Source organism: Catenovulum agarivorans YM01 (assembly GCF_000281085.1).
In the GTDB taxonomy this organism is placed as follows: domain Bacteria; phylum Pseudomonadota; class Gammaproteobacteria; order Enterobacterales; family Alteromonadaceae; genus Catenovulum; species Catenovulum agarivorans.
In genome coordinates, this window is record NZ_JH767526.1 from 31,490 (window position 1) to 46,941 (window position 15,452).

At 39.2% G+C, this 15,452-nt stretch carries 16 protein-coding genes and 1 riboswitch; of the genes, 7 read left to right on the top strand and 9 right to left on the bottom strand.

The annotated features are described in order from the left end of the window. The first annotated feature begins 9 nt into the window (after positions 1 to 9). Positions 10 to 837, top strand: a complete 828-nt coding sequence (locus WSC_RS0108955; RefSeq protein ID WP_016955587.1) for a flagellin N-terminal helical domain-containing protein — start codon at positions 10 to 12, stop codon at positions 835 to 837. Positions 838 to 1,181: 344 nt separating this feature from the next. Here WSC_RS0108955 and WSC_RS24080 read toward each other — a convergent pair whose 3' ends face one another. Next, positions 1,182 to 2,222, bottom strand: a complete 1,041-nt coding sequence (locus WSC_RS24080; RefSeq protein WP_016955588.1) for a tetratricopeptide repeat protein — start codon at positions 2,220 to 2,222, stop codon at positions 1,182 to 1,184. Between the two features lie 189 nt (positions 2,223 to 2,411). Further along, positions 2,412 to 2,586: riboswitch (Lysine riboswitch) on the top strand. Between the two features lie 62 nt (positions 2,587 to 2,648). Here WSC_RS24080 and lysC point away from each other — a divergent pair. Next, positions 2,649 to 4,001, top strand: a complete 1,353-nt coding sequence (lysC, locus tag WSC_RS0108965; RefSeq protein ID WP_016955589.1) for a lysine-sensitive aspartokinase 3 — start codon at positions 2,649 to 2,651, stop codon at positions 3,999 to 4,001. A gap of 35 nt (positions 4,002 to 4,036) precedes the next feature. Here the strand turns inward: lysC and WSC_RS0108970 are convergent, their stop codons facing one another. Beyond that, a complete protein-coding gene (locus WSC_RS0108970) occupies positions 4,037 to 4,588 on the bottom strand; it encodes a DUF6702 family protein (RefSeq protein ID WP_016955590.1) in 552 nt (183 codons plus the stop codon). Positions 4,589 to 4,805: 217 nt separating this feature from the next. On the opposite strand from WSC_RS0108970, the gene WSC_RS0108975 reads away from it, so the two are divergent. Further along, positions 4,806 to 5,657 carry a 23S rRNA (adenine(2030)-N(6))-methyltransferase RlmJ gene (locus WSC_RS0108975; protein ID WP_016955591.1) on the top strand — a complete coding sequence of 284 codons (852 nt, stop codon included), beginning with the start codon at positions 4,806 to 4,808 and terminating at the stop codon, positions 5,655 to 5,657. A 15-nt stretch (positions 5,658 to 5,672) separates the two neighbouring features. On the opposite strand, the gene WSC_RS0108980 is transcribed toward WSC_RS0108975, so the two are convergent. Beyond that, the gene (locus tag WSC_RS0108980; RefSeq protein ID WP_026016757.1) at positions 5,673 to 6,560 is read right to left on the bottom strand and encodes a LysR family transcriptional regulator; all 888 of its coding nucleotides are present in this window, start codon (positions 6,558 to 6,560) and stop codon (positions 5,673 to 5,675) included. Positions 6,561 to 6,684: 124 nt separating this feature from the next. Here WSC_RS0108980 and WSC_RS0108985 point away from each other — a divergent pair, with 124 nt between their 5' ends. The 3 genes from WSC_RS0108985 (at position 6,685) to asd (ending at position 9,391) form a co-directional block, all read left to right on the top strand. After that, the gene (locus WSC_RS0108985; protein ID WP_016955593.1) at positions 6,685 to 7,293 is read left to right on the top strand and encodes an FMN-dependent NADH-azoreductase; all 609 of its coding nucleotides are present in this window, start codon (positions 6,685 to 6,687) and stop codon (positions 7,291 to 7,293) included. Between the two features lie 35 nt (positions 7,294 to 7,328). Next, entirely contained in the window at positions 7,329 to 8,177 is an 849-nt protein-coding gene (locus tag WSC_RS0108990; RefSeq protein ID WP_016955594.1) for a pirin family protein, read from the top strand. A gap of 101 nt (positions 8,178 to 8,278) precedes the next feature. Next, entirely contained in the window at positions 8,279 to 9,391 is a 1,113-nt protein-coding gene (asd, locus tag WSC_RS0108995) for an aspartate-semialdehyde dehydrogenase (RefSeq protein ID WP_016955595.1), read from the top strand. Between the two features lie 93 nt (positions 9,392 to 9,484). On the opposite strand, the gene WSC_RS0109000 is transcribed toward asd, so the two are convergent. The 4 genes from WSC_RS0109000 to WSC_RS0109015 form a co-directional block, all read right to left on the bottom strand. Continuing rightward, entirely contained in the window at positions 9,485 to 10,621 is a 1,137-nt protein-coding gene (locus WSC_RS0109000; RefSeq protein ID WP_016955596.1) for a patatin-like phospholipase family protein, read from the bottom strand. 156 nt (positions 10,622 to 10,777) lie between these two features. Further along, positions 10,778 to 11,299, bottom strand: coding sequence for a flavodoxin FldA (gene fldA / locus WSC_RS0109005; protein WP_016955597.1), 522 nt, complete (start codon positions 11,297 to 11,299; stop codon positions 10,778 to 10,780). A gap of 21 nt (positions 11,300 to 11,320) precedes the next feature. Beyond that, a complete protein-coding gene (locus tag WSC_RS0109010; protein WP_016955598.1) occupies positions 11,321 to 11,515 on the bottom strand; it encodes a DUF2788 domain-containing protein in 195 nt (64 codons plus the stop codon). A gap of 68 nt (positions 11,516 to 11,583) precedes the next feature. Beyond that, positions 11,584 to 12,357, bottom strand: coding sequence for an alpha/beta fold hydrolase (locus tag WSC_RS0109015; RefSeq protein WP_016955599.1), 774 nt, complete (start codon positions 12,355 to 12,357; stop codon positions 11,584 to 11,586). A 288-nt stretch (positions 12,358 to 12,645) separates the two neighbouring features. Between WSC_RS0109015 and fadR the strand changes: the two genes are divergently transcribed. Then, on the top strand, positions 12,646 to 13,368 hold the full coding sequence (gene fadR / locus WSC_RS0109025) for a fatty acid metabolism transcriptional regulator FadR (protein WP_016955601.1): 723 nt from the start codon (positions 12,646 to 12,648) through the stop codon (positions 13,366 to 13,368). A gap of 66 nt (positions 13,369 to 13,434) precedes the next feature. Here fadR and WSC_RS0109030 read toward each other — a convergent pair whose 3' ends face one another. Continuing rightward, complete coding sequence (locus WSC_RS0109030) at positions 13,435 to 14,955, bottom strand: SpoVR family protein (RefSeq protein WP_016955602.1); 1,521 nt, start codon at positions 14,953 to 14,955, stop codon at positions 13,435 to 13,437. A 9-nt stretch (positions 14,956 to 14,964) separates the two neighbouring features. Further along, positions 14,965 to 15,452, bottom strand: a 488-nt coding sequence (locus tag WSC_RS25250) for a DUF444 family protein (RefSeq protein WP_040394154.1), incomplete at its 5' end; no start/stop codon positions are given.

The window sequence follows — 15,452 nt, forward strand, 5'->3', positions numbered from 1 at the left end:
GAGACCAAAATGTCAATGTTCGTAAATACAAATGTTTCATCATTAAATGCACAACGTCAGTTATTTAACTCAAACTTAGGTTTAAATACTGCTTTTGAAAGATTATCTTCAGGTTTTCGTATCAACCGCGCGTCAGACGATGCTGCTGGTTTACAAATTACTGACCGTATGACGACTCAAATTGAGGGTCTTAACCAAGCGGTACGTAATGCCAACGATGCGATTTCGTTAACGCAAACGGCTGAAGGTGCAATGCAAGAAATTACCACTGCATTACAACGTATTCGTCAATTATCTATTCAAGCACAAAATGGTATCAACAGCTCGTCTGACCGTTTAGCACTGCAAAAAGAAGTGTCGGCACTTAAAACTGAAATCAGCCGTATTGGCTCAACTACGCAATTTGCCGGTGTTGAGTTGTTAACCGGGGCTTACTCAGCGGCATTCTTAGTTGGCGCAAATGGTGGGCAATCTATTTCAGTAAATATGTCGCGTAGCGGTGGCTTTGGTGCTTCAGGCTTAGGTATCGGAAGTTTGTCAGTCCAAACAGAAAGAGACGCTTCTGCCGCATTAACCGCAATCGACACTGCAATTTCTACTATCGGTGCCGCTCGTGCTGACTTAGGTGCGCTGCAAAATCGCTTTCAGTCAACTATTCGTAACTTAAGCAATGTTGCGGAAAACGTTTCGGCTGCACGCTCACGTATCCGTGATACTGACTTTGCAACAGAAACAGCTTCATTAACTAAAAACCAAATTTTACAGCAAGCAAGTACAACTGTACTAAGCCAAGCAAATCAAAGACCACAATCAGCATTATCTTTATTAGGTGGTTAAGCAGAATAACAACTCATTTTGGTTGTTTATTAAGTGACTGGACATGGATGTTCAATTTAAAAACCGATTAAACTAATGTGTGAGATCTTTTGGCAAGCATATTGCTTTAATCATTTTAGCAAATACAATTTGCGACCAAATGCATTAGTTAGACAATTATTTGACGGAAACCCCTCTTTCCTGATTGTTTAACTTGCGCATACCAACTGACAGGAATAGTGGCTAACACCTCAACCCTCACTACCTCCTGGCGCTATTTCTGTTAGTTGGTTGGTTTTTCCTTTGTTTGATCGATTCAAATAAAACAAACTAAAACGGTTTTAATTAAACCCTTGTTGGTTTAGCTAATCTGCTGAAGGTATCTTAAGTGCCAATTTAGCTTGAATATTTTCTATTTCTTCATATTTTTCTGCGGCTAATCTTTGTGCTTGATTAAGCTCATGCGCCGTCAGTCTATGTTGAATATCCATCATAGCCGCTTTTGCTTCTGATACACCATAAACGTTAGCTAACGACATCCAGACATAACTATGAATGATAGATTTTGGCAGGCCTTCACCTTTAATGAACATCATGCCTAAATAAAACATGGCTTTACCATGTGACGCCATAGCCGCACGTCTAAACCATTTAGCCGCATGAATATAATCTGCATGTTTAGCGTAATATACACCTGTGGAAAACAATTTTTGTACGTCGACAGGTTCAGGTTCAGTGTGACTTTTTTGCTGTAGTAAGTCGCTGACAACTTGAGTTAATTGATTCAATTGGGCTGCCAAAGAATCTAGGCTGTTCATGAGTTGCTGATTAACATGCTCGGGTTGCTCTTTGGAGTTAGCCGAAACAGGACTAGATTTTTCGCTTTGATGCTGGGCAAGTTTATCCATAGTGCGAGTTGACGGTGAAACACTATTATCATTAGCAGTGTCTGGCTGTATGTTCAACTCAAGTTCATCTTCTGCTAGCTCAATATCGTCTAGCTCTATGTCTTGCAATTCAACTTGCTCAATACTTGCCTCGTCAAGCGAGAAGTCACTAAGTGATTCATCACCCGAGGTTGAATCAGTCAAATTATCTTGGAGCAACTCGTCTTCATCTATTAAGAGATTATCATTGATTAATTGTGCGTCGTCTAGCGATAATTCTGCTGCGTCATCCTGAGTATCTGCGTGCAAATTATCTAGTAAATCATCGTCGAGAATTTCATCCAGCTCATCTAATACAAGGTCATCATCTGATTCTAGCTGCTGATCTTTGTCTTGATGTTTTACAAAAGATAAATCTTCATCATCAAATATTTCAAGATCGGGTAATTCATCCCAGTTGTCTGGAACTAAGTCTGTGTCTAAGGATAATTCTTCTTCGGTTGATTTGTTTTTTTGCATGCTAACTAACTTAATTTTTCTATTGGTCTGTTATCTGACGCCTATTTAAAAACTTTAGTTTAAATCCGCTAATTAAGAAACATTTAGCTGAGTTTTGCGCTAAAAATATTTTCACTGGATGTTGATTTTTACAGCAATTTACTATTTAATGCGCGCGCGTCTTACCTAGGAGTAGTGATTACTCCTACCAAGACCGAAAGAGGTGCGTTATTCAGGTAACTAACATTAGAGGACTAAGCCTTGTTTGAATGTTAGCCAGGGGGATATACGCCGAGAAAACTACTTGTCTTAGTGGAAGTATTTTCGGTTAATTTGGTTGAATCCAACTAACTGTCACCTGAATCGGTGGAGAGCTTTCGGCCTAGAATTGAAGCCTTCTTCATTCCACAGCCTTGCTTTCCCTTTGTTTATTAAAATGGGAAAATCATGAAAAACCTAATTGTTGCCAAATTCGGCGGAACCAGTGTTGCAGACTTCGAAGCTATGTCTCGTTGTGCTGATATAGTGTTAGAAGATCAAAATATTCGTGTTGTTTGTGTGTCTGCACAATCAGGTGTGACCAACAAATTAGTGCGTTTAACCCATATGGATGTCACTGCACAAGAGCGTGAAACTATTTTGGCGGAAATTCGTGCAACTGAGTACGCAATTGTTGATAAATTAGGTAAGCCTGAATGGGTCACTTTAGCTTTAGATAACTTGTTGGCTGAGTTAAAAGAGGTTGCTTATTCGGATAACCTAGTTGGTTCTATGCGCTTAAAAGACCAAATTCAGTCGTTTGGCGAACAAATGTCATCTTTATTATTTGCTGAAGTATTACGCCAACGTGGTGCGCACGCGGTTAACTTTGATATTCGACAAGTATTAAAAACCGATAGTAATTTTGGTAAAGCTGAACCAGATGTAGAACAAACACGTGTGCAAGCTGAGAAGTTAATTGCACCTGAATTAGAAGGTACAGTATTTGTAACTCAAGGTTTTATTGGTTCTGATAGCCAAGGTAATACAACCACTTTAGGCCGTGGCGGTAGTGATTATTCTGCTGCGTTAGTGGCTGAAGCATTGGAAGCCGAAACTTTACAAATTTGGACTGATGTAACAGGTATTTATACAACAGATCCACGTTTAACAGCACAAGCGCGTCCAATTCCAGAGTTGAGTTTTGATGAAGCTGCTGAAATGGCGACCTTTGGTGCGAAAATTTTACATCCAGCAACTTTAATTCCTGCTGTGCGTAAAGGCACTGGTGTGTTTGTTGGTAGCAGTCGTGAACCAAAAGCAGGTGGTACTTGGATCCGCAACAAAGCTGAAAATAAACCACCATATAGAGCCATCGCGTTACGTCGCGACCAAATTTTATTAACGGTTAAAAGCCCTAAAATGTTATTTGCGACCGGCTTTTTGGCTAAAGTGTTTGGTATTTTAGCTCAACATAAGATCAGCGTTGATTTAATCACAACATCTGAGATCTCTGTGGCTATCACCATTGATAATCCAAATAATACAACTACACGTGGTATTAAACAGGAAGTATTAGATGAGTTAGCTGAATTCTGTGAAGTAAGCGTAGAAGATAACTTGTCGTTAGTGGCCGTTATCGGTAACCATTTACAAGCAAATTCAGGTGTGGGTGGTAAATTGATTGCGGCGTTAGAAAACTATAATTTACGTATGATTTGCCAAGGTGCAAGTCCACATAATTTCTGTTTCTTAACCCAGTCTGATGACGCTGCTAAAGTGGTTGAACATTTACACGAAGAGTTGTTTGACGCTATCTAACCTCAGCTAGATACAAATTAATAAGGCCTAAACCTTTAGGCCTTATTAGTATCTTGTAGCGAAAAGGTGTGTAAATTTTCTAAACTCTTTTCATCTTTTTGCCAAACAATTAATGGCTCGTCTACTGCACTAGTAAATGTATAACTATTGTCACGTACTTGTACTTTGTTAACTTGTTCATCATTTGAGTGGAATAATACTCGGTTGTTAATGCTCAAAGTATTGGCATTGTCTAATGGAGCCTCTAAGTTAAATACGACAGTATCACCTTCGATATTGGTCGACTTAATGGCTAAATTAACCGGTTGACCATCTTCTTTAGTAACTGGCAAATACTCTTGAAAATAATAGTCAATATACGATTGATATTCTGCAGGTTTGGATAAATCAATTGCTGAGATATGTTCAGCCTCTTGTAAATCCTGCTCTATCATTTTGCGATTAACTTTTAACGCAAGTTTCACTGTATCATCGTCAACAGACAACTCAGATGAACTATTGGTTGCGCTTTCATCCGCTTGACTATTAAATGGCAGCAAAAACATCAAGGCAAGACTACCTAATACTTTGTTTGATGTAAGCTTCATAACTAAATCACCTTGAGAACTCATAATTGTTATTTAATTGTTTCTAATTTGTATTATTTATAGATGTTAATCAAGTGTAAAAGTTCAATTTATTTTTAACTTTTTTGTTGTTTTGTAAACATTGTTTGTCATAAGACTGCTTTTTAAGCTATTTTCCTGTTCAAATTCAATAATTAACGTTATCTTTAATCTTAAATAAAATATCAGAATTATTTCTATGTTAAGTTATCGCCACAGCTTCCATGCTGGTAATCATGCTGATGTCATCAAACACATTACCCTGATAGCTGTTATTCAAAAGCTCAAGCAAAAGAATAAACCTTTTGTTTACATCGACAGTCATTGTGGTCGAGGATTATATGATTTATCTAGCGCTGAAGCACGCAAAACTGCTGAGTTTGAGCAGGGAATTCAGCGCTTGCTGGATAATTCAGCAGGTTGTGAACAGATTGTAACCGACTATTGTGAATATGTGAGTCAATATATCAATCAAACACCTGCGTTTTATCCAGGTTCACCCAAAATCGCTTGTGATTTTTTGCGTGAGCAAGATAAATGTATCTTCATGGAACTACATAGTGATGAAATTTCTAAACTCAAGGGTAATTTTTACAAAGACCAGCGAGTGGCTATTCATAATCGTGATGGTTTTGAAGGATTAAACGCATGCATGCCACCAGAGCCTGCGCGGGGTTTAGTCTTGATAGATCCTGCTTACGAAGTTAAACAAGATTATGCCGATGCAGTGAAAGCATTGCAGCAGTCAATCAAAAAATGGCCACATGGGATCTTTTTGCTTTGGTATCCAATTTTAGCTGCGCAAAGAGATAGAAGCCGTGATTTAAAAAAGAAAGTTGCCAATTTACCAATCAGTAATCTGTTATCTATAGAGCTAGCCGTTGAGCAACAGCAACAAGAGTTTGGTATGTTTGGCTCTGGGATGTTAGTGATCAATGCGCCATACCAGTTAGATAAAATTATGCAGCCGGTGGCAAGGCAACTAGCGCAAAAATTGGCGCAGGACGATAAAGCCTTTGCTAAAGTCGAATGGCTGATTGAGCCTGCTTAAATTACCTATACTTGATTAACTTAGCGGCAATGCTTTCAAATGCTGGTAGAGAGCTTTGGCCGCTGGCCCTGCGTTTTCACCCTCTGCCAAAACAAGGTAAAGGGTGAGCACTTGAGTATTATCTAGCTGCAATGGCACTTGTTTTAATTCACCACTCTCTAGTTCCTGTCGAATAAATCTTTCAGGAATAGACGCAAAACCAACTTGATTTTTAACCGCATCAATTAACGATGAAAATGAGCTCACAGTCCATCTTTGTTCTGCGCCTAACCATCCTGCATCTTGATTGCGTTTAATGCCGGAATCACGCACGACAATCTGGCGGTATTGGCGTAACTCGTTTTCCGTTAACACTTGTTGTTTTGCGAATATTGCATGTTTTGGATGCGCGACAATCAGTTTTTTCGCCGAACCAATAGGCGTACCCATAAAACCTTGCGGAATACGTGCAACATAGGCCAATTGCGCTTTTTTCTCAAACAAAGCTTCGTCAGTTGCTGATAATGTTGTTTCTAAAATTCGCAAACGAGTTTGTGGATACTGGTTGGAAAAGCTCGCAAGTTTATTTAAGACTTCAGGTACAAAAATCAAAGCGTCTACTGCGACAGTCAGTTCCGCTTCCCAACCCGCGGATAAATAGTGTGCACTGGTTTCAATATCATTGGCTGTATCTAGAAGGCAGTATGCTTTACGCAACAAAACTTTACCTTGTTCGGTTAATTCTGCTTTACGCCCTTTGAGTGTGATAACGGCGACTGGTAAAGATTCGTTTAGCCGTTTTATGTTGTAACTAATACTCGACTGGCTTTTATTTAGTCGCTCTGCAGCCGCTGCGAAACTCTGCTCTTCATGTACAGCAATCAGGGTTGCCCATTGTTCTAGTGTCGTTTTAGGTAGTTTCATTAATATATTTAAAAAGTTGATGTATTTAACCAGTATATTAGCGATTTTGGCCAGTAAAGTGAATGTATTATTTATACCATAGATTGTTCGATTAGAAATTAACAACAGCAAAGGTAGGTAACTTATGGCTAACAAAATTTTACGTATTAACAGCAGCTTATTTGGTAACAATGGGGCTTCAACGCAGATTATTGATAATTTAGTTGAGCAATTATCTGCAAAATTAACTCACGTTGAAGTGATTACTCGAGACTTTTCGACTCAAGCTATTCCGCATGTCGATGGTGAGTGGATAGGTGCTTTGATGACGCCAGAGCAAGATAAGAGTGACGAACAAATTGCTAAAACACAATTCTCAGACAAATTAATTGCAGAGGTTAAAGAGGCTGACTATCTTGTAATTGCCGCACCTATGTACAACTTTAACGTGCCTTCTATGCTTAAAGCTTGGTTTGACCATTTAGCTAGAGCGGGTGTGACTTTTAAGTACACTGAAAATGGTCCTGTTGGTTTAATTGCAGATAAACCAGTGTTTGTTGTGACAACTCGTGGTGGTATGCACAAAGACACGTCTCGCGATACAGAAGTGCAGTTTATTCGAACCTTTTTAAATTTCATTGGGTTAACACAAATTGAGTTTATTTATGCTGAAGGTTTGAATATGCAAGACAATAAAGAAAAAGCCTTGGTTGAAGCTAAGCAACAAGTTAAACAAGCGGTTGAGACAGTTTAGTAAACTGTCAAGTTTACAAAATTTTAGGAGCGGACATGAGAAATATAGTTGAAGTAATACCAGCTCGCCCAACCTCTGACGGCGCTGGGGTTAAACTCAAGCGCGTGTTTGGTGGGCGAGGGCTAGAGCGCTTCGATCCATTTTTAATGTTAGATGAATTTGGCTCGGATGAATCTGCCGACTATATAGCGGGTTTTCCGCCGCATCCGCATCGAGGGTTTGAAACCATAACTTATATGCTTAACGGCAAAATGGAGCATCAAGATCACTTGGGCAATGTTGGTTTAATCGAAGATGGTGGTGTGCAATGGATGCGCGCTGGCAAAGGCGTGATTCACTCTGAGATGCCCAAACAAACCTCGGGATTATTGAACGGTTTTCAGCTTTGGTTGAATTTGCCAGCCAAAGACAAATTAACCCCGGCGCAATATACGGATTTTCCGGCGAGTCATTTTTCAACAACTCAGGTTGAGGGCGCATCTGTAAAAGCATTAGCTGGGGAATTTAAGCTGAATAATCAGACGATAACAGGCGCTATCAGTCATCCTGTGACTCAACCTGTTATTGCTGACATCAGTTTAGTTGCTAACAGCCAACATTCATTAACTCTGGCAGCTGAATATAATCTAATGCTGTATGTGTTTGAAGGGGTTGTTGAGTTTAGCCATTCAACCCAGAACGTTAGGGTAGCTGCAAGTAAACTCGCGCGTTTTTCTGCTGGTGATTCAATTGAATTTCAAGTAGCAGAAAATAGCCGAATTTTGTTAATTGCAGGTTTACCTTTGAATGAACCTGTAGTGCAGTATGGCCCCTTTGTTATGAACACTCAGCATGAGATAAATCAGGCAATTATCGACTATCAAAATGGTGTACTCACTGACTAAAATATTGACGATAACACAATGTTTACTAGCTAAAAGCGGCTATTTTATGTATGATCAGTCTTTAATTTTTAACTCTTTCAGTTCATAGAGGATAAGTTTTCATGAAGAAAGTTGGTCTAGTCGGTTGGCGTGGCATGGTAGGTTCTGTTTTGATGAACCGCATGGTCGAAGAGCAAGACTTTGATTTAATCGAACCTGTATTTTTTACAACATCTCAAGCTGGTAAAGCAGCGCCAAATTTTGGCAAAGATGCGGGGGTTTTGTTAGACGCAACTGATATTGAAGAGTTAAAGAAAATGGATGTAGTGATTACCTGTCAAGGTGGTGACTACACTAAAGCTGTTTATCCAAAGCTGCGTCAAGCAGGTTGGAATGGTTATTGGATTGATGCTGCGTCTTCATTGCGTATGGATGACGAAGCTATCATTATTTTAGATCCAGTTAACCAAAATGTGATTAAAGACGGTATCAGCAAAGGGGTTAAAACTTTTGTTGGTGGTAACTGTACTGTATCGCTAATGATGATGGGCTTAGGTGGCTTATTTGAAAATAAAGCGATTGATTGGATCACATCCATGACTTACCAAGCGGCGTCTGGTGGCGGTGCTAAACACATGCGCGAGCTGTTAGCTGGCATGGGCGTGTTAAATCAATCTGTTGCGGCAGAGCTTGCTGATCCTGCAAGTGCAATTTTAGAAATTGATCGCAAAGTAACTGCGCAATTAAACGATCAAGGGTTCCCAAGTGAAAACTTTATTGTTCCGCTTGCGGGTAGCTTAATCCCTTGGATTGATAGCGACTTAGGTAATGGCCAAAGCCGTGAAGAATGGAAAGGTGGCGCTGAAACCAACAAGATTTTAGGCCATTCAGGTATTCAGATCCCAGTTGAAGGTATCTGTGTGCGTATTGGTACTATGCGTTGTCACAGCCAAGCATTCACTATTAAGTTGAATAAAGACATTCCATTAGATGAAATTAGCGATATGTTGGCTAGCCACAATCAATGGGCTAAAGTGGTACCGAATGACAAAGAAAGTACCATCAACCAGTTAACACCAGCTAAAGTAACTGGTACGTTAGATGTGCCTGTTGGCCGTTTACGTAAGTTAGCAATGGGCGGTGAATACTTGTCTGCTTTCTCTGTTGGTGACCAATTATTATGGGGTGCTGCAGAGCCTTTACGTCGCATGTTACGTATATTATTAGAAGACTAATTCTAATCTTGCTTTAATAAGCGCTTTGTTTTCCTCAAAGCGCTTATTCCCTCAAATATTTACCCTTCAACAATTTTTCACAGTTAGTTTTAGCTACAGCTGCAGAAAGTTCTTAATTTCATCCATTTTCGCTTGTGCGTCTTGAAAACCTAATTCGATTAGTTCTTGGCAATAAGCTTGTTCAAATAATAAGTAACTGATTAAACTCGAATTAATCGCTGTGTTGTTGTTAATGCCTAATATTTTGAGAATGCTCCGAATGGCAAAAGGCATGCTGTTGTAATGACGGGCTGCAATTTCATTAAAGTTTTTCGACGGATTGAGCTGCATGACAGAGATAGGCTTTAACCCACATTTTTTGCGTGACTCAGTGGGAATAAAATGCAAAGTTTGATTAATTCTTTGCATACGTTCTATATCTGAAGTCAGTGCTTCGGTAAATATAGTGTCCAACAGGTGGCCAATAATAGCACCACCAGTTGGTGGCATAGCAACATCATCTTGGTAGCTAAAACGGTTTTTCGGTTGCTCCATGCCTATCACAAAAATTTTGTCTGCACCTAAGTGAATTGACGGGCTGAGTGGTGCTAGTTGATGGATAGAGCCGTCACCAAAATATTCACCATGCAATTCAACTGATGGAAAAACCATAGGGATAGCTGACGAGGCCATTAAATGTTCGATTTTAATCGGGCTGTGAATGCCGCGGCGTTTAGCTCTTATCCACGGTTCAATATTATCTTTTGATTGAAATAAACACACTGAGTCGCCGCTGTGGTATGACGAGGCGGTAATGGCCAAAGCTCTTAATTGGTCTCTGTCTATATTGCGTTGAATGCGCTCTAAATCTAATAAACGAGTTAATAAGGCTTGTAACGGCGAATTATCAAACCAGCTGATGGTTTGTTTCAGTGTGGGGTGTTCATTACGGGATGTTAGGTTCTTGACGACGTTACGGTATAAAGTAGAAAAATTACTGGTATAGACCATTTCGGTACGGAAATTTTTCCATACCCACTCAAGTTTTTTCACCCCCAAATGAAAACAAGGAGCGTAACAAGCTAATGCAGTTGCATTGATTGCACCTGCGGATGTACCTGTTATTACCGGGAATGGCGTGCAATGTGTTCTGGGTACTTCACCTGCAATCGCTTTAAGTACTCCAACCTGATAAGCAGCTCTAGCACCACCACCAAGCAACAACAAACTAAAGCGGGATCTATCTGCCATATGCACCTGTCATTATTATGTAATAAATATAAGTATATACATAAATCTGCCTGCTGACAGTGTCAAATAAGAGGGAATGAGAAAAGTTTTTGCTGTGGAATGACGGAAGGTAGCTAGGGTATTATCTTTGAAAACAATACCCTATAACAAAGGTAGTTACAGCTCAGACAAATACATTTCGTCTTTAATCTGTTTACACCAAGCTTTAACACGCTCTTCGGTTAATTCAGGTTGACGGTCTTCGTCAATACCTAAACCGATAAAATGGTCGTCGTCTGCTAAGCCTTTTGATGCTTCAAAATCATAACCATCGGTAGACCAGTGACCAACAATAGTTGCGCCTTTGCGCTCAACTATGTCACGTACCATGCCCATAGCATCAAGGAAGTATTCAGCATAGTCTTCTTGATCGCCACAGCCAAAGATAGCAACTATTTTGTCATTGAAGTCAATTTCCTCAAGATCTGGGAAAAAGTCATCCCAATCACATTGGGCTTCGCCGTAATACCAAGTTGGAATGCCAAATAATAAGAAATCAAATGCTTCAATTTCTTCTTTAGTTGATTTAGCGATATCGTAAACCGCTACAATGTCTTTACCCAATTCTTTTTGGATCATTTTGGCAACGGCCTCAGTATTACCTGTGTCACTACCAAAAAATAAACCAACAACTGCCATGCTAATCTCTCTCTACAAATCTTAAAAAAATACTTGTATTAAACCTTTAACCAGAAAACCCGCACATCCTAAAAACAGTACTAGCCAAACCATGATTTTTCCAAATAAGGGCACATCACCGGTTTTCAATACATCTTTGATAGCGAGCCCAATCAGTAAAAATAGGCCAGAAATGCCTAGGTAAAAACTCAAAGTTTCAAATTGCTCGAATGTCATATGATAGGCTGTACTTAATCGGTTAACTGAGAATCATTTTTAGTGGCCGAACTATATCATAAAAATGATCAACACTCTTGTTTTTGCAGAAAATCGGCGACAATTTTATTAAAAATATTTGGCTTTTCTGCATGAACCCAGTGACCTGTACCTTGAATCACTTTAACCTGAGCTTTGGGAAAACGCTGTAAAATATCATTTTGATGCTGTGGCATTAGATAATCTGAATTCATTCCTTTAATAAACAAGGTTGCGCCTTCATATGCTTTGGCTAGGTCGTCAGGAAATGCAGCAATTTCAGGATAGGCCAGTTGCAATACGGCCAAGTTCATTTTCCAACGCCAATTGCCATCATCTTTTTGCAAATTTTTGGCTAAAAATTGGCTGATACCTAAGCTATTTATTTGTTCATTGAGCTGATTGACGACTTGCTTACGATTTTCGACTTGAGAAAGATCGAGCTGGTTTAATGCGGTAAAAACATCTTGGTGCCGGTTTGCATACCTTACAGGGGCAATATCTTCAACAACTAAGCTCGCCACTTTCTCAGGATGAAGCATTGCAAATGTCATGGCTGTTTTACCACCCATTGAATGGCCGAATAAATGGCACCTTTCAATGTTTAGATGTTTTAGGGTGGCTAGCAAGTCTGTAGCCATATCGTAATATGTATGGCTATCGGCATGTTGTGAAGCACCATGATTACGTAGGTCGATATTTGTTACTAGAAAAAATTCAGATAAGTATTTGGCTAATTGGGATAGATTATCGGCGCTGCCGAATAAGCCATGCAACAGTACAACATGACTTCCAGTACCAGATTGAGTGTAATTTAAAATCATAAAAACAAACTAAAAGTGGCAATTTGCGCTATGTTAACACGAGAGCATTGCAGTTGAGCTATTTTACATAATGATAAAATTTTATAATGGTCATACATAAATTAGGCTAGATTCTTGAGTATTTTACTGATAAAACTTATGGTTGGATGTAACAGGGACGGTTTGGTTTCGTTTTGTAATTAAAACGTGCAAGAGATTAGACCCGTCTGATTTCTTTGCTACACTTTTTAAAACAAGGGCGTTTTAACGCTCGACCAGTTGCAGTATTAATTCGGTTGGGGAAGACATATGTACATTAAGGCTCAAAGCCCTGCAGCGTTTGCAGAAGCGTATTTAGTTGAATCTATTTGGAACGGTAAATACGCACCAGGCACTATTTTGCCCGCAGAGCGAGAGTTATCGGAAGAAATTGGTGTAACTAGAACGACTTTACGTGAGGTTTTACAAAGATTAGCTAGAGATGGCTGGTTGACCATTCAACATGGCAAATCAACTAAGGTAAACGATGTTTGGTACACCTCAGGGTTAAATATTTTAGAAACAGTTGTCAGGTTAGACACGCAAAATGCTGATAAATTAGTGGATAATTTGTTGTCTGCTCGTACCAATGTTGCAACTATATATGCGCGTGCATCGATTAAAAATAACCCTCAACAAGTGTTAGATTTTTTAGCTAATTTGGACAATCTAGAAGATAGTGGTGAAGCTTATTCAGAATATGATTATAAGTTTCATCATGCGCTGGCAATGGCCTCGAACAATCTCATTTACGTTTTGATTATTAATGGTTTTAAAACACTTTATGACAAATTAGGTGTATTTTATTTTTCCCACCCAGACGCAAGAGCGCTTGCCAAGAAATTCTACCAAGATTTTAGACTGCTCGCTGAGCAAGGGGATTTTAATGGCGCGCCAGAGCTGATTCGCCGCTACGGTATAAACTCTGGAGAAATATTCCAACAATACCGAGATAAAATGCCAACATTGGCGGAAGCAGTAGTGGTTAAATAAAGAATTGAAATAAAAATACCGGTTATTACACCGGTATTTTTATTTTAAGAAGGGCTTTAATTTTAACTAATCTATCTCTACCTTTTTGCTCACACTAGGGCAACGCTCTAAAGTAACAACTGATCCATCCGCTTTTTCTTCTTCGAGCTTAACGTCAAATTGCCATAGCTGATACAAGTGTTTGAGTACTTCTGTACGGCTCTCTGCCAATGGTATTCTATGATGTGGTTTATATCGCAAAGTTAAAGAGCGGTCACCACTTACATCCACACTATGTACTTGGATGTCGGGCTCTAAATTGCTCAAATTGTATTGGCGCGATAAGGACTCACGTAAATCTCTATAGCCTTGTTCATTATGAATAGCTTCAACATTAATATAGTTTTGTTGATCATCATCTTTAATATGAAATAGCTTGAGATCTCGCATGACTTTAGGAGACAAAAATTGTGAAATAAAACTCTCATCTTTAAAGTTTTCCATCGCGAAATGTAATGTTTCTAGCCAATCAGAGCCTGCAATATCTGGAAACCAACGTTTGTCTTCTTCTGTTGGATTTTCACAAATTCTGCGAATATCCACCATCATATTAAAGCCAAGTGCATATGGGTTGATGCCCGAATAGTAGTTGCTGTTATAGGGTGGTTGATAAACGACGTTGGTGTGGCTGTGTAAAAACTCCAGCATAAATCTATCAGTGACTAAACCTTCATCATACAGGTGGTTTAGTATGGTATAGTGCCAAAAGGTTGCCCAACCTTCATTCATCACCTGAGTTTGCTTTTGTGGATAAAAGTACTGTGATATTTTACGAACAATACGCACAATTTCACGTTGCCAAGGTTCAAGCATGGGCGCGTTTTTCTCGATAAAGTACAGCAAGTTTTCTTGCGGTTCTTTTGGAAAACGAATTTTCTTTTGTTCTGATTCAACTAATTTTTTTGGAATAGTGCGCCATAAATCGTTCACTTGTGATTGCAAGTAAGCCTCACGCTCTTTTTGTCGCCTTTGCTCTTCGTGAATTGAAATCTTTTGTGGGCGTTTATATCTATCTACTCCAAAATTCATAAGTGCATGACAAGCGTCCACGGTTTTTTCAACTTTATCAATGCCGTGCTTTTCTTCACACTCAGCAATATAGTTTTTTGCAAACAGCAAGTAGTCAATTATTGAGCTGGCGTCAGTCCAAGTCGTAAATAGGTAGTTATTCTTGAAAAATGAATTATGTCCATAACACGCATGCGCCATCACTAATGCTTGCATAGTGATGGTGTTTTCTTCCATTAGATAAGAAATACATGGGTCTGAGTTGATAACTATTTCATACGCTAAACCCATGTGACCACGTTTATAGTTTTGCTGAGTCTGAATAAATTTTTTGCCATATGACCAATGCGTATAGCCTATCGGCATACCTACACTTGAATAAGCATCCATCATTTGTTCAGCAGTAATAATTTCTATTTGATTAGGGTAGGTCGATAGTTTGTAATGTTCGGCAACCCGTTTAATTTCAACATGGTATTCTTCTAACAGTTCAAAGGTCCAATCTGGCCCATCACTCAAAGGTTTTTTTGCTTTTGCCATAAACTCACCTTATTTGACCTGTTTTTTGAAAAGTTCTCTAAACACTGGATAGATATCTGAAACTTCACGGATGTGCTGGATGGCGAAGTTTTCGTGTTCGGCAGCTAGTTGTTCATATTCACGCCACAAACTTTGATGGTTGCGTGCGGTGATTTCTATATAGGCATAATAACGAACAAAAGGGATAATTTTGTTATTGAGTAGTTCCTTACATAATGGTGAATCATCTGCCCAATTATCACCATCTGACGCTTGTGCGGCATAAATATTCCACTCATGTGGAGAGTATCGGTCGGCGACAATTTCTTCCATTAGTTTTATCGCGCTCGATACTATGGTACCGCCTGTTTCTTGTGAGTAGAAAAACTCCTGCTCGTCCACTTCTTTTGCTTGCGTATGATGGCGAATATATACCACCTCAACGTTTTTATAGGTACGTGTTAAAAATAAATATAACAAAATGTAAAAACGCTTAGCCATGTCTTTAGTGGCTTTGT